This is a genomic window from Pedobacter nyackensis, from assembly GCF_032678475.1.
Taxonomy (GTDB): domain Bacteria; phylum Bacteroidota; class Bacteroidia; order Sphingobacteriales; family Sphingobacteriaceae; genus Pedobacter; species Pedobacter nyackensis_A.
On sequence record NZ_JAVTSF010000004.1, the window covers coordinates 245,573 to 265,255 of the forward strand.

A 19,683-nucleotide genomic window follows, 5' to 3' on the forward strand; every position below is an offset into this window, starting at 1 on the left:
GATCAATGAAAACCTATATACATTATACCTTAACTGCACTCTGTTCGTTAAGTCTGTTTAGTTCCTGCGGAAAATTCCTGGAGGTTGAACCTAAGGGTAAAGTAATTTTAAAAACAGCGACCGATTATGACCTGCTGCTGAATAGCCAGAGTCTAACCAGTAGTGGAGAACAGTTACTCAATGTCATGTCCGATGATGCAGATAATCCTTCTGTAGATCCTTTGGGCAGAACCACCACCATATTGAGTTATTTGTGGGCAAATGAACTTACACCCACCATAAACGAGCGTCCTCTGGTCTGGGGATTTCATTACACTAATATTTACACTTTTAATGCCGTAATAAACGGCGTTGAAAAAGCGACCACAGGTAGTGCCCAGGAAAAGAAAAAACTAAAAGCCGAAGCCCTGGTAGGCAGGGCGTTTGAGTATCTGTACCTGGTAAATTTATATGCTAAGACTTATAATCCGGCAACAGCAAATACGGATCTCGCAGTTCCATTCATTACGTCCAACGACATTACAGACAAAACACCCGAACGGGCAACAGTAAGCTTCATTTATGGAAAGATTATCGGAGACATTAATGCCGCGCTTCCGGATCTTCCCCGCAACAACAACACCAACAAATTTAGAGGTTCCGTTAATGCGGCTTACAGTATACTTGCCAGGGCCTACTATTACATGAACAATTTCGCAGATGCAACAAAGTATGCTGAACTGGCACTTAAGGAGACAACTACGGAACTGATGGATTACAATACAGTCACTACCAAAGCCAACATTCCTCAAATGGTCATAAACAAACAGGAAATCTATGCCCGTTATGGGACAAACTCTTCTTCTGCGGTATTTGCTACTGTTGATTTTCTTAAACTCTTTGATAAAGCCGACCGGCGCTTAAACTTATTTTACACCAAATTGGGTGACTACACTTTCCCTACACGTGGTGTAACCCAGTTCTCCCCAAACGGAGGTGTGGTTAGTTTTGGAACTTCAGTTGCAGAGATGAAACTCATTATTGCGGAAGCCGCAGCAAGAGCTGGCAATTTACAACCAGCTTTAGACCATATGAACGACATCCGTAAATTCCGTACTGCTACTGCAAGTTACCAGCCTTTTCAATCTGCAGACAAAGAAATCGTTTTACAACGTGTACTATTAGAACGCAGGTTTGAACTTGCTTTTAAAGGTATGAGGTGGATGGACATGCGGAAATTGGATGCGGAAGATAAAATGCCTGTGGTCACAAGATTAAATGTAAAAGGAGAAGTTCTTGCCACACTGGAAAAACATAGTTCGAAATACGTTCTTAAAATACCTGCAGCTGTCATCAATTTTAATCCTGACATGCCTCAGAATTAATAATTTTTATAAAAATAGTAATTGCGTTCATGCCCCTAATGGGCATGAACGCAATATACAGTTTAACACTTTATTTGCTTTGTTTCATTTTTTCAAGCAGTTCAGCAAGTTCTTTGGTTCTTTCAGGATATTTCTCAGCCAGGTTATTTTTCTCTCCTATGTCCTCATTTAAATTGTATAGTTGAGGTGTCGGTGCGTTACCTGTTTCTATTTGTACCTCTTTGTTAAAAGCTTGTCCGTTAGAAGGCGTGATATATTTCCAGCCATCTTTTACAATTGAAAGTGAACCGCCCTGTGTGATGTATACTGACCGTCCCTGATCAGATTGTCCAAGGAATGCTTTTGTCAGATCTTCACTGTCTGTTGCCTCCTTTGGAATAGGTTGTTTTATTATCGATGCAAAAGTAGCCATCAGATCGACTTGTGAAACAAGCGCTGAAGAAACCTTAGGTTTAATCATTGTTGGCCAACTCACGATAAAAGGTACTCTTGTGCCACCTTCAAACGCGCTATACTTCCCACCTCTCAGTTTGCCCATTGGCGGATGGTCTTTATATTTAGCTTCAGCTTCATCCAGATACCCATCGTTTAAAACTGGTCCGTTATCACTGGTAAATACAATAACGGTATTGTCATCCAGGTTTAAAGCTTTCAGTTGTTTCATAACTTCACCTACTGTCCAATCCATTTGCAAAATGGCATCGCCTCTTAAACCTAATCCACTTTTTCCTCTAAACTGCGTTGCCGGCATACGTGGTACATGAGGTTCCGTTAGTGCAAAATATAAGAAGAATGGCTTTTTTTGATTTCCTTCAATGAATGCCTTTGCATTATCTAAAAAAGTTGAGGACAATTCTTCGTCCACCCAGCGTGCCAGTTTGCCCCCACTCATATAGCCTATCCTTCCAATTCCGTTCACGATGGTTTGATTATGTCCTTGTCCTGGTGAGGACTGCATTTTCAATAGTTCGGGATGATCTTTTCCTGTAGGATCATTTCCGATTTGTTTATAATAGTCAACTTTGATAGGATCATTTGGATCGAGTGCCACCACTTTGTGATTTTCTAAGAAAACAGTTGGGACACGATCAGCAGTTGCCGGAAAAATAAAAGAGTAATCAAAGCCTACTTCATTTGGTCCTGGCTTAACTTCGCCGTTCCAGTTTTTCTCCACCTGATCACCCAGTCCCAGGTGCCATTTACCTACAATGGCAGTTTGATAGCCTGCCTGTTTAAATAGTTTAGGCAATGTAACTTTATCTGTTGGAACAATCAATGCCGCATCACCAGGCAAAATTGCTACTCCTTTCGTCCGCCATGGATATTGCCCGGTCATAAAAGCAAACCTGGATGGTGTACATGTTGCAGAAGTTGAATGCCCATTTGTAAAACGAATACCTCCTGCAGCCAGCTTGTCCAGATTTGGTGTTTTAATGTTGGTTGCCCCGTAACAGCTTAAATCTCCATATCCCAGATCATCAACATAAATGCATATGACATTAGGTTTATCTTTTAAGGTCTTTTTTTGTTTCTGCGCAAAAGCACCAAGGGTATTGGCTATTAAAATGAGGAAAAGTATTTGTTTCATGTGGTTCTGATAAAATTACTACGGCATTAGTTTTTTTGTGTCTGTGTCTTCAAACTTACTAATTTGATCCTTACAAAATACAAAAGCCTCGTTGCAAATTGCAAACGAGGCTTCTTATTAAATGGAGATTATTTATTACAAACTATAAACCAGGCAATTGATCTATTGTTTCTTTCAGCTTCGGGTTGTCAGGCATTACAGCTTTGTACACCACTAATTTGCCTTCCGGATCGTAAATCATGTAATGTGGAATCCCGGTAATGTTCAGGTTTTTTCCAAAAGCATTTGGCAAGTCTAAAAGCTGATGGCCATGCATGTTTAATTCTTTCATTTTACTAAGCCAGTTTTGCTTATTGGCATCAATAGAAATGGCTACAAAATTAATATTCTTCCCTTCGTATTGCTTTTCAAGTTGCTGCACAAAAGGTGTCATTTTAATGCAGGGTACGCACCAGGAAGCCCATAAATCAATAAAAAGATATTTACCTTTAAACTGATCCAGGCTTACTGTTTCTCCTGCTGCATTTTCAAATTTCACAACTGGCAAAGCAGCCCCCTTCATGGTATATCTTAAGTTTTCAAATGCTTTTTTAACCGAAGAACGGATGGCCAGATCATTTATCTGATGTGCAATAAGGGCGTACGCCTGCAAATCATTATCGAAGTTTCCGGTCATTTTATAACTAGTGGTAAAGCTGCTTAAAAGACTTCCGATCACCTCATCTACTAATGCTTTGTTAGCCACCTTACCTTTTACCACTTCTATTAGCTTGTTAATCTCTTCTAATGATTTCCTGCTTTTATAAACGGGCATTTCCGTACAAACCTCGAGATACCTGATCACGTTTGAAACGCCATTTGGGAACAACAAAATTGTAGGATCATTGAAGTAAAAAAGGGGATCTACAGGCTGGGCATAAAAGCCAGCCCCAACCGGAACAGTATTTTTAGATCCCCTGTTATAATCCAATGCAAGTCGGTATAAATGTGTATTGTACACATCAAAAGCATTAAACTTTAAGTACTTCTGAACTTCCGGGCTTATTTTTTTATTGGCAAGCACCTCATCAGTAAACACGTAAAACTGCTTTAATTCTTCTTTTTGATTGATCACATCAGCTTTACTGTTAAATAAATCTCTGAAAAGACCATTGAATTTCTCATTTATTTCGAATAATGCCTTATTATCTGTGCTGTTGATTTTACTGTAATTGCATACCAGTCCAAACTGCCCCTTCCCTTGAAATTCAAGATTCAGCTTATCATTTGGTGTTAGGTAAATAACACTGTTGTGTGCCGATTTATTCTTTTCGTTTTCGGAGACTACAGTAAGCATAAAAAATGCAGCCTTTTTGATATCCGCTTTCATGCTAAATGAATGTCTAACACCGATATTCAGTTCCTGCTGATAAGGCTTTCGGGTTTCATTTGCTGCCAGTATTTCTTTTAAATAGATAGTAATGCTACGGTTATCAGCGACTTTAAAAACGCCATTTATCTTCGTGATGGCACGACTAACTACACTACTTCCTATCAAAATGCAAAATAATAAGATCTTCTTCATATATAATTACCCTAGCGTGGGTTTTGAATAAGGTTAGGGTTTAAACTCATTACTTTAGATGGAATTGGCAATACAAACCTTGGGCTATTAGCCGGCAATGTTTTAGTGCCGTGAGTTACACTGATGTTTCTTCCTTCAAGGTTTAACCTTTTGATATCCGCTAAGCGTAGACCAGAAAATGCCAATTCTATACGACGTTCCCTAAGTACTAAATTTAGCGCATCTGCAGGTGTCGCTGCAGTTAGGTCCACATATTTTAATGTTGGAATACGTTTCTTTCTCAACATATTCAAATCATCTAAAGCAGATTGTGTCTGATTTAAACGCGCCAAAGCTTCCGCACGTAGTAATACCAATTCCTGCGTAGTAATTCCACTATTATTGTAATCGTAGGTACCATTGGTATCTTTAATACCTCTGCCCTCGCCTACAAAAGTTTTACCTGAATAACCAAAAGGACTTGATCCATATGTCTCTCTAAAATCATTTACTTTGTAAGGTTCATAAGGGAGAGTCAGATCTCGTGGTATCGGATTAAACAAACCGAATTGCTCATCCGAGAACAGGTAGTTATATTCGTAACTACCTACTTTCAAGCTATACTTTCCCAGTACAATGTGTTGTTTATTTAGTAAGGAAGGTGGATAGCCTGTAATTGCTGATGATTGAGGCTTAGTTTCGTTAGCTAGTTTAAAATCATTGTAATCGTAAATAAAGTTATTAATGGCTAAAGCCTTACCTGCATACTCCGCTGTTTTAGCCCAATTACCCATATACAGATACATACGAGCCAATACGCCAAAAGCCCCAGCCTTATTTGGTCTATAGTTATATGCTGACTTTTCGGATAAAATATCTGCTGCTTCCAATAAATCCTTTTCGATCTGCGTATACACCGTTTTTACCGATGCCCTTACTGGCAAAGCATTGATATCTACTTTTAGATTTAACGGCACTCCCATATCTGTTTCTGCAGTGGCGCTATAATGCTTAGCATATTCGTTTACCAAAGTAAGGTAACTATAGGCACGATGTACCAATGCTTCTCCTTTAGCCTGATTTCTCTTCGTCTGATTGCTTTCCGTATTTGTTTCAATGCCAGACAATACCGAATTGGCTACATAAATTGTTCTGTAAGCCACGTTCCAGTCTTCATCCTCCTCAGATACGTCATATAATTCAGCTTCAAAATCGTAAGCTCTAATTGCTCCAGGTCCTGGATAATTAGTTGCCCCAGCACGATAAGCATCAGGTAAATTAATTTCGTCTGTAATGAAATGTGTATTATTAGAGGTCCTGCCAATTTGAAGCGGAGCACTCATTAATGCAAGATAATCATCAAGCGTTGTAGGAATAACTTCACCTTTAGGCGTTACATCAAGAAACTTATTGCAGGAGGTAAAAAGAACCACCGCAAGTACTGTTGTATAGGTATATATTTTAAATAATTTCATCTGCGTAACAATTAAAAGTTAAGATTTAATGAGAATACGTAATTTTTTACCGGTGGAAAACCTATGCTTCCTGTCAGTAAATTAACGTAATCAGGATCTAACCCCTGCTTATTGGCTGTCCACAGCCATACATTATTGGCCTGTGCCGTTAAACTTGCGGCTGTAAATACATTAAACAAGAATTTTTTAGGCATCTGGTAGGACAAACTCAATGATCTCAGGCGAATGAATGACGCGTCATCCGTCCAAACATCAGATTTTCTATAATAATCGTCCCATTTGGGATCAATGGTTGATTTACTATACAAAGTTGGAATATTGGTATGTAATTCATCACCAGGAGCTTTCCACCTGTTAGCAATATCAGATGTTACACCTGCCGTTAAATCGGTTTTTGTAGTGTTCAAACGCATTACATGTCCCATTTTAAAGGTGAACTGTGGACTGAAAGTGAAACCTTTATAGCCAACATTAATCATCATACCACCATAAACCGGTGGGTCCATGGTCCCCATATATCTCAAGGCTTTGATGTCGGTTAAACGTGCTGTCGACCAACTTTTGATATTTCCATTGGCATCATAGATCTGAGGTTCACCTTTATCTGAAAGACCAGCCCATTTATAACTGTACAAATAAGCAATTGGCATTCCGGCAATAGGATTATTAACTGCATTGACATAAGCTGCTGCGTTGGTATTTGGCGTCAACACATTAGTAACTTTATTTTTATTGTAACCAATATTGAAGTCAGCATCTAAACGTACATCGCCTTCTAAAATACGGGTGTTTAAGTTCAGCTCTATACCATGGTTGGTCATACTCGCCGTATTTTTCTCTGCAGACGGAAAACCTGTTGTTGGATCAAGTATACTATTGCCTAACAAATCGTAACTCTTCTTTTTATAAAAATCAACAGATCCCGAGATGCGGTGATGAAGTACTGCAAAGTCTATCCCAAAATTTGTAGAAGCTGTTTTTTCCGGGCGCAAAGCCTGATTTTCAGGATTTTTAAACGTCAACATATTCTCCTGTGTATTGAAGTTTTTACCGGTTGAGGCAATAGGATATGGACTTGAATTACCAATGTTACCGTTTACACCATAAGTAGCTCTCACAATTAATTTATCTAAAAAGCCAACCGTACTCATAAAATCTTCGTTGGTCATGTTCCAGCTCGCACCGGCACTCCATAACGGGCGGTAACGATATTTCGGATCGGAACCAAACAAGTTAGATTCATCAGTACGGATACTTCCTGAAACCGTATAGCGACTTTTGTAGGTATAAGCTGCATTTGCAAATAATGAGAAGAAACGTCTGTCACGATCCACAAAATTTGGAAACCATGTATATGTCGAATTGGTACCCAATCCAGTAGGCTGGTTAATACCTAATGCTGCCAAATCAATATTATCCGATGTTAAAGCTATTGGATTGTAATTGTAATAGCGTTCGGTATTACTTGTGAAGGCAACCTTTCTTAATTCCATACCCGCAATAGCACTAATTGCATGATCAGTACCAAACTGTTTGTCAAGGTTTGCTACGTTACGGAAAGTCCAGCTGTTTTGGTTTTCCTTGCCCTTGTCAAAAACCGGGCCTCTTGGAAATTTATTTACAAAATTACCTGGGGTTGTAGGAACCCTCCAGGTATTGGCCATCAAACGAGGATAATAAGCATCTATACCTTGTAGATTCTCATCATTTGTAGTTCTCAATTCTGTTTGAAACTGAGAGCTGAAGGTTAAACCTTTTATAATCTCGTAATCTGCACCAACATTAATTCTCGACGCAAAAGTATTTTTCTTTGTCGTTGTATTTTCCATATTCTGCAGCGCATTATCATCCCAGTTTAAATAACCGTTGTTGTAATAACTTTGCTTCATGTGATCCGAAACCCTGGATGTACGGGAAACGTAGTTACCATTTTCATCCAGAATTCTGTTGTACGGCCTCGCGCTGCTATAATCATAGCCAGTGTTGCTACCATTACTTTTAGCATAAGTAGTATTTATACCTAACGACAACACCACCTTAGGTAAAACCTGCAAGCTATTTTTAAAATTCAGAATCAGGTTATCATTATTCTTGCCTACCAGATTCGTTAACTCATTGGTATATAACGTAGATATTGCAAACGTATATTTTTCAGTACCACCACGAACAGATAAGTTTAACTGACGCTGTACAGCTCTACGGTAAAAAAGATCTTGTTCGTTAAGAGCGTTGTATTGTCTCAATTGATCTAACCCACTGTTGAGTTGTGCTTCGGTAAAATTTGGGCCTAAATTTTTATCGCTTAAATATTTTTTATAGAATAATCCCCCTACCAATGAATAAGGATTAACATCAGCATTGCCAAAATCGACCCAATTCTTTCTATAACTTTCAGCTTCAGCATCAATATAGTCTGAACTGCTTGCTAACCGCTGGAAAGAGAAATCTGGTTTATTGGTCAAAGTAAGATTACTGGTAAAATTAAATACTGCTTTACCGTCGTTAGCCATCCCACTTTTCGTTTTAATAACTACAACCCCATTGGATGCTCTTACGCCCCAGATAGAAGCGGCAGCTGCATCTTTCAACACAGTGACGCTTTCAATGTCATTAGGGTTTACCGTGAAATTTCCGCTCTCCATAGGAAAACCATCCACAACGATTAAGACCTCGCGGGTAGCTGCTTTAAGAGAAGAAGCCCCTCTGATTTGCATACGTCCATCCGGACCTACCAATAATCCCGGTACAAGACCTTCTAATCCTTTAGCGAAATCTGTACTTGCCAGGTTGGTTATACCTAGTTTTTTCTGGTCAACGAAGCTAAAAGATCCTGTTGCACGCTCTTTAGGGATATTCTGGTACCCCGTAGAAACGACTACGTTTACTTCCTGTAGTTTGTTGTCACTTTCTGTAAGCGTCACATTTAATGGGCGTGTTGTACCTTTAGTAGCAATTTCCTGCGTATTGTAACCGATGTAAGAAAATACCAATACCGCGTCATCGGCCGCATTACGCAATTCAAATTCCCCTTCACCATTTGTACTTGTTTTATTGGTCGTACCTTTTTCGGTAATCACCACACCAGGTAATGGATGTCCATCGGCAGTAATTACTTTACCACGGATTTGCTTTAAGGCCTGCCACCTTAAATTGCTGCCATTATCTACAGGAACCGGCTTAATCAAAATCATTTTGTCAGCAATTTCGTATGTAAAATTCTGCCCTTTAAGCGATGCTCTTAAGGCGTCTTCCAGGTTTGAATTCTGCACGTTGATACTTACGGGTTTTGCTTTTTGAATTAAATCCGTATTGTATAACAACTGATATCCGCTCTGCTTTCTGATTTCCTGAAGCACGCTTTTTAATGAAGCACTGTTTTTGGAAAGCGTAATCTTTTGCGAAAAACCCTCGGCACTAACCTGAAGACAGGCTACTGTAAGAAGGATTGCAATTAGTTTCATAACTAATATTGTTTTTGATCTTAAAAAGCAAGATAAATTCAGGCTTAAGACAAAGCCATAAACCCTCTTGCTTAGAAGGTTGAAATTCATAAATTTGTTAAGTTAAGGTTTGTTGATTTTGTTAACTGATTCTCTCTTTTAATAGATGAGCTTACTTTACTGCCGGTAGTGTTCCCGCACTGCCGGCTCTTTATTATGTTCCCGCACAATAAAGCCGTAACCGCTCCTTTTTTAGTATGGTTCTTTACATATGCTAACTGTTATTATTTATATACTTTAATTGTTTTGTTTTCTATTTTAAACTTCAGGTTTCCTGTTACCTCAAGTCGGCGCAAAACCTCCGAAAGATTTACATTTTTAGAGATGAAACCGTCGTAATGTGTCTCAGGAATTGTTGAATAATCAACCTTTACATCATACCAGCGTTCCAACTGTTTCATAATGGCAATCAAGCTTTCGTCATTAAACAGGAAATTCCCATTTTTCCAGGCAATAACATCCGCTGTATTTACCTTATTTACTTCAATTGCTGCACCTTGCAAAACAGCTTGCTCCCCAGGTTTCAATTTTGTATCTGCCGCAGCCGAATGTAGTTGAACAGATCCTTCTAACAAGGTTGTTTTACTACTGGACTCATTTTTATAGGTATTTACATTGAAATGTGTACCCAACACTTCAACTTCCTGATTAACTGAGGAAACTTTAAAAGGTTTCTTCTTGTCTTTAAAGACTTCGAAATAAGCCTCACCACTCAACTCTACCTTTCTTTCGTTTAGATTAGAAAAGGTTACAGGAAATTTAAGCGATGTAGCTGCATTTAACCAAACCTTGGTTCCATCTGGCAAATTAATCTGATATTGTCCGCCATTAGGTGTAGAGATCACATTGAACTGGCTGACCAATCCTTTCCCTGTACTTTCCGTATCTTTGAACTGATATACCAATTGTCCGTCTTTGGTTTTAGTGATGATTACCCCACTTTGTTCTGCCAGCTTTCCATCAGCGGCATCGTCAATTACAATAGTAGTCCCGTCTGCCAATGTCAACAAAGCCCTGTTCCCTCCTGGTTTTACATCTTCTTTTGCAAGGGCATCGTTACTTGTTTCCCTTTTACCAGGATTAGCGATCATATAAATTCCTGTAGACAGCACGACAAGTATTACTGCTGCCGCAGCAATGCGATACCATAACTTAAACGATTTTACAGCCCGTGCTACCGCGATATTTTCCTGAGCAAGTATATTACTATACAAACGACTTTTAAGCTCCGAAACAGATTCTGTAGAAACATCATCCAACAGGGTATCTTCAAATGAATCATACCACTGGTTAAATTCTATCTGCTCCTGAGCAGTAATAGAACCGTCCTTCCACTTTTGGGCAAGTTCGTTCAATCTTCTTTTGTCTCTATTAGTGTTCATTATGGCGTCTTTTATATATAGCCAACCGAAAAACAGAAATCCCTTAGTAGGATATGAAATATTTTAGAAATAAAACAGAATTAGCAAACTGCTAAGGTTTCCAAACTGATCTTTAATCGTTTTTCGGGCTTTGGAAAGATGGGACTCAACTGTTTTCTCGGAAAGTTCAAGTTGTGAGGCAATCTGTTTTTGCGACAAGCCTTCTTCATGTCTCAACCTAAATACGATCTGACATTTTTCGGGTAGCTGCTTAATGGTCAGTTCTAGCTGCTGTTTCAATTCATTAAAACTGAGTTGCTCAACTGTAGTTTCATCAAATTCAGTAAGCTCGTGGCTCAGGTTCTTTTCCAGCAACTGGGTACGTGCCCGTTTTTGAAGTCTGTTAATCACTTCAAACTTTACTGCTACCGAAAAGTAATTGTTAAAACCTTTACTGAGCTCAAAGTTTTCTCTTTTTCGCCATAGGTTACAAAAGATTTCCTGAACAATTTCTTCACCTTCAAATGCGCTATCGAGACGCTTTCTGGCAACAATATAAAGCTTATCCCAATATCGGTTATAGATTTCACTGAATGCAGGCTCACTACCGGATTTTAGTAAAACAGCTAGCTCATTTTCAGAATGTTCGCTTAATGAAACCATCGTAGATCAATGGCCAAATTTACAACTAAATACCTGCCCCTACAAAGGTGAACATCCATTTCTGTGGATTTTTCCAATCTTTACCCTTAAATGATGCGATAGGCAACTTCAGCAAAACCTTGTTCCAGCCTTTCTTAAGATGGATTTTTGTCGGCTCCCGAAACTCATATCCCTCATCTATCAGCGGCAGTTCAATTTCACCTTTGGCTCCCGCCTGTTTCCATACCGGAGGGGATATAAGCTGGTCGTTTACAAACACCTGACTGCTCCTGTTGTCCCAGGTTCCTGCATCTGGCGAATCTGAAGCATAGGATCTTGAAATGTTGTTGAAACCGATCCAAAAGTTCTGAATCTTATCCTCATTGCTCCATATCCTTGTTGAGGCATACCAGGTGGTATTCTCCTGCGGATCATCCAATAAACCTTTCACCTGTGGCGCCCACCAATGTCTTAAAATTATCGTTCCGCCAAGTGCTGTTAATTTTGCCGGTTCCGTTTGTATGTTAAAATTCCCGTCCTGAGGTGCAAAAACTTTGCTTAATGCTCCTTCATTTTTAAATGGCCCATAGAGTTTCCATTCTAAATCGGATTGTTTTGCATAAGGGAATGGCAATTTAGTAAAGTAACGGGCTTTATGGGCCATCAAACGGTTCTCGAACTCAGTAAATGTCTTAGCTGCCTGACTTTCCGGGCTTCCAATAGTAGCAGTCCACCCGCTTACCCCTCCGCCTCTCCAGCTTCTTTCTGCAAAAGCCAGCATAGCTGGATAAACCGGATTTTGTATCATTACATCATTCGGGCTATTTACTTTTCTATCGGGCCAGGCACACATGATTGCGCCTAACGCAGCGTCATTCCCTTTATCAAGGTTACAAAGCTGCCGGTTAAAAATCGTAACCACACTTTCCAGCGGATCCATGTGATTAATATACAGGTGCCTGGAATCAATATACTTTATGTTTTTATTGCGACTTACTTTGGTTGCACCTTCCATCCACAACTGTCTGATGGTACTTTCCGAAAAGTTCCCACCTGGCTCCCATCCAATCACCTTTTTACCCATAGACTCAATTAAGCTGGTTACTTCAGGTAAGAAGTTATTGTTGGTGATCTTAACTTCATCTGCTCCAATATGCAGATAAGGTAAGTCGTAAGTACTGCAAAACTCTCTTAAGATGTTCTTAACGATTGCCAGCCCACTATCGCTTTGCATATCTGTTTTCATTGCTCTTTTAAATGCAGCACTATGCCCTGGCATATCAATTTCAGGAATGAGCGTAATGTATCTGTCCTTGCAATAACTAATTAACTCCTTTAAATCCTTTTCTGTATAAAACTCCCCTTTGTTACGGATCATGGTTTCCGGATCGGTAAGTTGTGGGTACAATTTACTTTCCAGTCGCCAGGCAACGTCTTCGGTAATATGGAAATGAAAGATATTCAATTTATACCTGGCCATCACATCGATTTGTTGCTTTAGCAAATCCATTGGAACGAAATTCCTGCCAGCATCAACCATATACCCTCTCCATGCAAAAGCAGGCCAGTCAGTAATTTCACAAGCCTGTATCTGTTTGTCACTTTTGGCCAGTTCTTTTACAGTTTCCAATCCGTAAAATATCCCCTCATTTCCCCGGGCCTTTAACACGATGCTTTTAGGCGTTACCGTTAAATGATAAGCTTCTTTAACAGTCTGTTCAGATTTAACATCAGCATATTTTAGTACAATTGAACCATTTTTAGAAGCTTCAATATTGCCTTTGGCAAAAATATCACTATCCTTAACGGGTACATTTATACCTTGATTTTTAAGGTATTGTTGCAAACGATGAGCTTCATAATATAATGACTTATCACTTATAATAACCTTACAATTTTTTAGATTAAAAAGACCTTTATTAACCACCATCTTTTGGGGCATAGGAATAAGATTAAGCTGAATCTTATTTGTATTGAACGCTTTCGCTCCAACTACACACATCATCAGCAATCCTATACATAAAGTAAGAAAAACAGGTTGTTTTTTAATCATAATCTGGCAACTAACTATCCTTTTCGTTGCTATTGCGCAACAGGTTTCTTTAAATACTCGTTTAACAAAGTCATGCAATACCATTCCTGTCTTGGTAAATGGAATGGGCCTTTAAATAAATTCCCTTTTGCAGACTGGGCAAGGCTACCGTCTTTGTGGAGGTACCCGAACCATTCACCGTTAACAGTGTCATGAAAATGCTGATAAGCATAGTCGTGCACCATTTTATGCCACTGCGCATACTTATCCTCTCCTGTTATTGTGTATGCAAGTAATGTAGCAATGATCACTTCATTGTGGGGCCACCAGAATTTCATATCCTGCCAATATTCCTGAACCGGCTTATTGTAAAGATCCCTGAAGTACAAGATACCTCCATGCTCTTTATCCCATCCTCTTTCCCACATGTAATCAAGCATTTTGCAGCCCAGTTTAATTAATCGCGGATCGTTATTTCTATATTTTGCTTCATGAAGAATAAACCATGCCCCTTCAATAGCGTGTCCCGGATTTAAAGTTCTGCCATCGATATGATTAATGATACTTCCATCAGGAGCTACCTGCTCCATTACACACCTGATATCATCTTTAACAAAATAGGTTTCAATTTCATTGATCCATTTATCAATCCATTCATCACAACGCGGATCCCCAATTGTCTCCCTTAGTTGTTGAGCTGTATTCATCATAATCATAGGTACGCCAATTCCTTTTGCAGGTCTGGTGTCCGTGAATTTAGCAGGAAGGATTCCCGGGGTAGTTGAATATTCAATACATTTACCAAACAGGTAGCGGGCTTGTTTTGCTGCTGCTTCATCTCCACTGGCTTTAGCGTAAGCTGCATTGGCAATTACCGCGAAGGTTTCAGAGAAAAAATAACGGCGTTTGCGAATTGGCTGTCCATCACGGGTAACATGAAAAAACATTTGTCCGTCTGTATCAAAACAGTGTTTATTTAAAAAATCAATTCCTGATTTAGCGCCGTCCAGCCATTCTTGCTTCTGCTCTACCGTATTATATAAAGTTGATAAAAGCCACGCGGCACGTCCCTGTATCCAAACAGCTTTATCGTCATCTATCAGGCTTCCATCCTGGTCACGCATGAGCAAGTATCCACCGAATTCCTGATCAATTGATCTGGGAAACCAGAAAGGGACGGTATCGTTTAATAACTGATTGCTATAATAAGCTTTAAGTTGTTCTAAATCTTGTGATGTATAGCTCATTTCAAATGTTTTTATTTTAATGGTATAGAAAATGTTGAGGCAGGCAGGCCAGCCTCATTAATTAGATTTGCACGCGTAAATGGTCGCCATGCATAAAGTACTTTTTTAATTCGTTCCCCCTTAGGGATGCTTAATAACACCTGATTATTCAAAATTATTGCTTTTTCAGGAATCAAATGATTGCCCTTTTCAGTCACCAACTCAAAACCGGTTAGCGACCCGTTACCTGCTGTTGAAAGTTTATGATGCTCATTGAAGGAAATCAGAATTCCATTTGCCTCTATTTTTGCATTTAATACAACTGGTCCGCTTGCTCTTATCTTTTTGTTATAACTATGCTTTAAAGCCAGCAAAGCAAGGCGTTCGCCAACCTCCTTTTTTCTTTTTGGATGAACATCCAATGAATCACCAAGATCTGAACTTACCGCCATACCTGTATTTGGAACGTTTAATTGCAACTTTCGCTGCGCATCTCTGAAATAGGGCCAGGAAGGCCTGTCTATGGCCGACAACTGCACAAAATAGAAAGGAAAATTATACCCCCACTTTTCTCTCCAGCTGTTTACCAGCACCGGAAAAGAATGCTCAAATTGTTCAACATTCTGTGCATTACTTTCGCCCTGATACCAAATCACTCCTTTAATGGGAAAGTCTGTCAACCGGGCAATACCAGCCTCATAATTGTAGGCAGGTTCATAAGGGTGCCTTTGTTTAGTTTTTGTTGCATTTTTAAGGTTTACATCTGCACGCCCTCTCGCCCATTCCTGTATAAAGTCTGATTTACGCCAATCCGTTAACACATCTACCAACTGCTCATCATGCTCCATTGTGTAGCGGTCTATCCAGGATTCAAGAATCGATCCTCCAACAGCAACTTCTATTAATCCAACCGGAACACCTTCATCTGCTACGATCTTTTTACCAAAAAAATAAGCTACTGCTGAAAAACCTGAGGCTGATGTTACATCTGTATGTTTCCATTCTCCTTCGAAATATTTAAGCTGATTAATACGACTTAGGGTTACAGTATCCCATGCAACATTATTGGTTTCAACGATTGGTTTTAAGTTCAACAACCTTAAAAGTGGGTTAGTTTTTAAACTGTTCAGTTCTGACTTACCTGTTGATGCATCGCTTAGCGGAAAAGCCATATTTGACTGGCCAGCGCATAACCATACATCACCAATAAGAATATCTCTTAACCCGACAATACGATTCTCTGATTTTACGGTTAACGAATATGGACCGCCATGCGCCATAGCTGGGAAAAACAATTTCCACTTACCCGCCCCATTCGATTTCGTAACTAACTTTTTTCCGTTAAAGATAACCTCAACATTTTGATTTGCATTTGCGGTACCATAAATGGGAACAGGTTTATTGCGTTGCATAACCATATGATCAGTAAACACTGATGGCAACTTTAATCCGCCATAATCCCCGGTAATGTTTTCATACACCGTCTGCGCAATTATTGCTGCACCTTCCTGATCAGGATGAAGGTTGTCCGCAAAAAGATCCGGCCGGTTGTGTAAGGGCTCATTTAAATCAATAACTTCTGCATGATTGGCTTTTGCAATTACAGGAATAATGTGCTGGATTTGCCAGTACCAGTCTCTGGTACCTGATTTAAACCTTGGATGCCCGTTGAATATGGGTGTGAGTTTACATATATATAGCTTAACCCTGGGGTTTTGCTTTTTTAGCGTATCTAACAACCAGGCATAATCTGGTTCAAAATCATCTTTATATTCAGGCCAGTTACGCGGATCTGTATCATTTAATCCAAGGTGCACAATTGCGATATCTGGCCTGAAATTCATTGCTTCCGCAAATTCTTTTGTTTTACTATATGGTCTGTGTCCCTTTTTCAAAAGGGTGGCGCCGCTTAGTCCAAAATTTTTAACTTCATATCCGGTCCCCATCAACTTTTGCAAGACCGACGGATAAGACTCTGTACCTGGATGCGCTAAGCCGGCGCCAAAAGTAACTGAATTCCCAATGCAAGCTATTTTTACAGATTGCGCTGTTGCAACTATCTGTATGAATACGATTAGAAAAACAGTTAACAATTTTTTAAACATATTCCGATCGAATTATTTGATCACATCTTTAACAGGAATTTTAACAAATAACAGGCTACCGATCCCTTCGTATAACAATCCCAAAGTCTGATTATCTATTTTAGTAAGTGCCGAATAACCATACGAATTACGTTCATCAAGATATAAAAGGTTTGCAGGCTCCCATGTTTCTCCCATATCCAAACTAGCTTTAATAGTAGTATGTGCTCTTGGCGGCGTTGAGGTATTTAGGTTACTAAAAAATAATACATCCTTTAGCGTTCCTTTTACATTTACATTAGCTTTGATAAAACTTGCCATACAAACGGGGTCAGGCAAAGCGCTGTAAGAAGTAGCATGTTCCCTCCAGCTTTGTCCCATATCAGTGGTGGTAGCTACGCTTCTAAATTTACCTCTGTTGTCTCTCATGTTCAGCATCAATGTTCCCGGAGTGGTTTCTACCAGCTGACTTTCAGTTGTATTCGATTTAGCACCTACACCTGATTTCCACGTTTTACCATGATCCTCACTATAAATGAGTGTTGAATATGGCATTTTTTGTGCATCCCAATATTGTGCCGGGAAGACAATTTTTCCATCCGCCATTGCAATTCCATTACCTGGTCCGGGGAAAAACAGTCGCCACTCTGGATTTTTAACCTGATTGGTGATGCTATAAGGTTTAGTCCAGGTTAATCCGTCATCTGTACTGCTGGTAACAATGAACTGGCCAGTTTCATCAGGTGTTAAACCTGGGCCTGAGCCTGCGATAGACCTGTTTCCTTTGCTCCATAGTGCCGACACCCATATTGTTTTAGTTACAGGATCAAAAAGTATAGAAGGATCACCGGCACCACTGTTCTCTGTAGGTCCGCCCATATCCATAATATTTTTCATAGCTTCCCATGTCTGACCTCCATCCGTACTTCTGTTCATACCCACATCAATGTTACCAGGAAGGTCGGCAGAGTTGTCATAGCGAATATCATAAACCGATATTAAAGTACCTTTATCTGTGGTAACTATACCAGGAATACGATAAGTATGTACACCTTCATCTTTAGGTTTACGAAGCGCAATTCCCAGGTACCTTGAAGTCACCTCATCTTGAGAAATCTTGTAGATTAAATCTGACTCATCGATCAGCTGATCCGCTTTTATCGTTAATTTATGATCAAGATCTGCGTCATCTTTTAAGGTAACACTTAACCATAAACTATTTTTCCCTGCCGCAAATGCCGATTTAAAAGGAATAACAAATTTACCTGCTGAGGGTAAAACACTCCCAAGTAACTTACTCTTTGAAATTTCCTGTTTATCATCACCAACATAAAGTTCCAGTTTTGCAACATCTTTCCAGCCATCAGCCGAAACCGTACCTTTTAATTGTGTATAATTTATATCCTTATTGCCTTCTGGAATATTGATATCCAGACGTAAATAAGAATTTGTCTCCATCCTTTTGAAAATAGGATTTACTGTTGGCTTAGCCGTAATGGTTATGGCTCCCGCTCCCTCTGCTTTATATATTTTATTTGAACATCCTATAACTGATGCTATAATAAGTAGTAATGTGAAGCCTGTAAATATATTTAGTTTATTCATGTTCCTTTTTGATTAATATTTATGAAGTAGCATCTGCAAAATCGTTAGCTTTTGGTTTTAAAAAATAAAGCTGCACCAGTAGTGCCACCAGTACAATACCTGCCAGCATCGCAAAGTCTTTACCGAGATGACCGGCATCAGTTGACTTTCCTAATAAATCGGTAATGTATGCCCCTGAGAATACCCCCACCATATTCATCAATCCGTATGCTGTGGCTCTATACTTAGCGGATACAAACTGGCATAGGATAGGCATATTATTGGCATCAAACATTCCGAAACCAACACCAAAACATACCGCTGCGCCCATCACGTGAAATAGCGTATGTCCGAAACCAAGCAGCAATAATGAAGGGATGGTTAATGCCAGACCTATGGCACTGGTATATATCCTCCCCCTCAAATTTTTCTGTACCCATCTGTCTGATAAAATACCTCCTGTGATCACGCCAATAAATGACGAAACTGCAATAGTAATTGTTGACAATGGCCCAGCTGTTGCCATTGGAATATTTAAGTTTTCAGCGAAAAGTGTTGGCAACCAGTTTTTTGCAGCCCAGCCTGGTAAACTTGGCACTGCAAAATAAAACAGGATAATCCAAAAAGATATATTGGTAAAAAGTAAACCCAAACCTTTAAAAAGGGATGGCTTTATTTGTATACGGTCTGCTGATGTTTGCTCTTCTACTACTTTTTTCTCTCTCAGAAAGAAAATCAGTACAATGGCATAAAAAATACCAGCCATTCCAAAAGAATGGAATGTAGCCTGCCATGAAAACTTATCGGCAATGGTTGCACCGAAGCCACCAAGCGCCTGTCCCATATACAAACCGGTCATGTGTATACCTATAGCCAACGATCTTGTTTTTGGAGAATGGAAGTCTGCAATTAACGACAATGCGGCCGGAATATATAAAGCTTCACTTACCCCCATCAATGCCCTCAACCAATAAATCTGATTAAATGTAGTGGCATAGCCCATTAAATAAGTCACCACCGACCATACAAATAAACTGCCTACTATTAGCCATTTCCTATTAAATTTATCAGCAATTATGCCTGAAACAGGGCTCATTAATCCATAAATCCAAAGAAAAATAGCCATTAGGTAGCCAAAGTTTGTTGCTGACTGCAATTCGGCAATATCCAATTGCATTGCGGGTTTCATGGTCGACAGCATTTGCCTGTCCATATAATTTAACAAGGCAACTACCCATAATAACCCAACTACAACCCAGGCATATCTATTTGTATCTTTCATGT

General features: G+C 39.4%; 12 protein-coding genes. 1 reads left to right on the forward strand and 11 read right to left on the reverse strand.

What is annotated here, in order from left to right; genetic code table 11:
• Nucleotides 1-5 precede the first annotated feature (5 nt).
• On the forward strand, nucleotides 6-1,364 hold the full coding sequence (locus R2Q84_RS15085) for a RagB/SusD family nutrient uptake outer membrane protein (RefSeq protein WP_316817399.1): 1,359 nt from the start codon (nucleotides 6-8) through the stop codon (nucleotides 1,362-1,364).
• 70 nt (nucleotides 1,365-1,434) lie between these two features.
• Here R2Q84_RS15085 and R2Q84_RS15090 read toward each other — a convergent pair whose 3' ends face one another.
• From R2Q84_RS15090 to R2Q84_RS15140, 11 genes are all read right to left on the reverse strand, one after another.
• The gene (locus tag R2Q84_RS15090) at nucleotides 1,435-2,952 is read right to left on the reverse strand and encodes an arylsulfatase (RefSeq protein WP_316817400.1); all 1,518 of its coding nucleotides are present in this window, start codon (nucleotides 2,950-2,952) and stop codon (nucleotides 1,435-1,437) included.
• A 142-nt stretch (nucleotides 2,953-3,094) separates the two neighbouring features.
• The gene (locus R2Q84_RS15095; RefSeq protein WP_316817401.1) at nucleotides 3,095-4,516 is read right to left on the reverse strand and encodes a TlpA disulfide reductase family protein; all 1,422 of its coding nucleotides are present in this window, start codon (nucleotides 4,514-4,516) and stop codon (nucleotides 3,095-3,097) included.
• A gap of 11 nt (nucleotides 4,517-4,527) precedes the next feature.
• A complete protein-coding gene (locus R2Q84_RS15100; RefSeq protein ID WP_316817402.1) occupies nucleotides 4,528-5,970 on the reverse strand; it encodes a RagB/SusD family nutrient uptake outer membrane protein in 1,443 nt (480 codons plus the stop codon).
• 11 nt (nucleotides 5,971-5,981) lie between these two features.
• The gene (locus R2Q84_RS15105) at nucleotides 5,982-9,431 is read right to left on the reverse strand and encodes a SusC/RagA family TonB-linked outer membrane protein (protein ID WP_316817403.1); all 3,450 of its coding nucleotides are present in this window, start codon (nucleotides 9,429-9,431) and stop codon (nucleotides 5,982-5,984) included.
• A 263-nt stretch (nucleotides 9,432-9,694) separates the two neighbouring features.
• Nucleotides 9,695-10,852: a FecR family protein gene (locus R2Q84_RS15110; protein ID WP_316817404.1), complete on the reverse strand. Its 1,158-nt coding sequence runs from the start codon at nucleotides 10,850-10,852 to the stop codon at nucleotides 9,695-9,697.
• 63 nt (nucleotides 10,853-10,915) lie between these two features.
• Nucleotides 10,916-11,494 (reverse strand): RNA polymerase sigma-70 factor, encoded by a 579-nt coding sequence (locus R2Q84_RS15115; protein WP_316817405.1) that lies wholly within the window; start codon nucleotides 11,492-11,494, stop codon nucleotides 10,916-10,918.
• Between the two features lie 25 nt (nucleotides 11,495-11,519).
• Nucleotides 11,520-13,526: a beta-N-acetylhexosaminidase gene (locus tag R2Q84_RS15120; RefSeq protein ID WP_316817406.1), complete on the reverse strand. Its 2,007-nt coding sequence runs from the start codon at nucleotides 13,524-13,526 to the stop codon at nucleotides 11,520-11,522.
• A 29-nt stretch (nucleotides 13,527-13,555) separates the two neighbouring features.
• Nucleotides 13,556-14,752, reverse strand: a complete 1,197-nt coding sequence (locus tag R2Q84_RS15125; protein WP_316817407.1) for an AGE family epimerase/isomerase — start codon at nucleotides 14,750-14,752, stop codon at nucleotides 13,556-13,558.
• 11 nt (nucleotides 14,753-14,763) lie between these two features.
• Nucleotides 14,764-16,836 (reverse strand): GDSL-type esterase/lipase family protein, encoded by a 2,073-nt coding sequence (locus R2Q84_RS15130; protein WP_316817408.1) that lies wholly within the window; start codon nucleotides 16,834-16,836, stop codon nucleotides 14,764-14,766.
• Between the two features lie 12 nt (nucleotides 16,837-16,848).
• Nucleotides 16,849-18,420 (reverse strand): exo-alpha-sialidase, encoded by a 1,572-nt coding sequence (locus R2Q84_RS15135; protein ID WP_316817409.1) that lies wholly within the window; start codon nucleotides 18,418-18,420, stop codon nucleotides 16,849-16,851.
• Between the two features lie 19 nt (nucleotides 18,421-18,439).
• Nucleotides 18,440-19,681, reverse strand: coding sequence for an MFS transporter (locus tag R2Q84_RS15140; RefSeq protein ID WP_316817410.1), 1,242 nt, complete (start codon nucleotides 19,679-19,681; stop codon nucleotides 18,440-18,442).
• Between the last annotated feature and the right edge of the window lie 2 nt (nucleotides 19,682-19,683).

What these genes read in the sequence shown, in the direction of transcription:
- R2Q84_RS15085 (WP_316817399.1), top strand. Translation starts at nt 6, where the DNA reads ATGAAAACCTATATACATTATACCTTAACTGCACTCTGTTCGTTAAGT.
- R2Q84_RS15090 (WP_316817400.1), bottom strand. Translation starts at nt 2,952, where the DNA reads ATGAAACAAATACTTTTCCTCATTTTAATAGCCAATACCCTTGGTGCT.
- R2Q84_RS15095 (WP_316817401.1), bottom strand. Translation starts at nt 4,516, where the DNA reads ATGAAGAAGATCTTATTATTTTGCATTTTGATAGGAAGTAGTGTAGTT.
- R2Q84_RS15100 (WP_316817402.1), bottom strand. Translation starts at nt 5,970, where the DNA reads ATGAAATTATTTAAAATATATACCTATACAACAGTACTTGCGGTGGTT.
- R2Q84_RS15105 (WP_316817403.1), bottom strand. Translation starts at nt 9,431, where the DNA reads ATGAAACTAATTGCAATCCTTCTTACAGTAGCCTGTCTTCAGGTTAGT.
- R2Q84_RS15110 (WP_316817404.1), bottom strand. Translation starts at nt 10,852, where the DNA reads ATGAACACTAATAGAGACAAAAGAAGATTGAACGAACTTGCCCAAAAG.
- R2Q84_RS15115 (WP_316817405.1), bottom strand. Translation starts at nt 11,494, where the DNA reads ATGGTTTCATTAAGCGAACATTCTGAAAATGAGCTAGCTGTTTTACTA.
- R2Q84_RS15120 (WP_316817406.1), bottom strand. Translation starts at nt 13,526, where the DNA reads ATGATTAAAAAACAACCTGTTTTTCTTACTTTATGTATAGGATTGCTG.
- R2Q84_RS15125 (WP_316817407.1), bottom strand. Translation starts at nt 14,752, where the DNA reads ATGAGCTATACATCACAAGATTTAGAACAACTTAAAGCTTATTATAGC.
- R2Q84_RS15130 (WP_316817408.1), bottom strand. Translation starts at nt 16,836, where the DNA reads ATGTTTAAAAAATTGTTAACTGTTTTTCTAATCGTATTCATACAGATA.
- R2Q84_RS15135 (WP_316817409.1), bottom strand. Translation starts at nt 18,420, where the DNA reads ATGAATAAACTAAATATATTTACAGGCTTCACATTACTACTTATTATA.
- R2Q84_RS15140 (WP_316817410.1), bottom strand. Translation starts at nt 19,681, where the DNA reads ATGAAAGATACAAATAGATATGCCTGGGTTGTAGTTGGGTTATTATGG.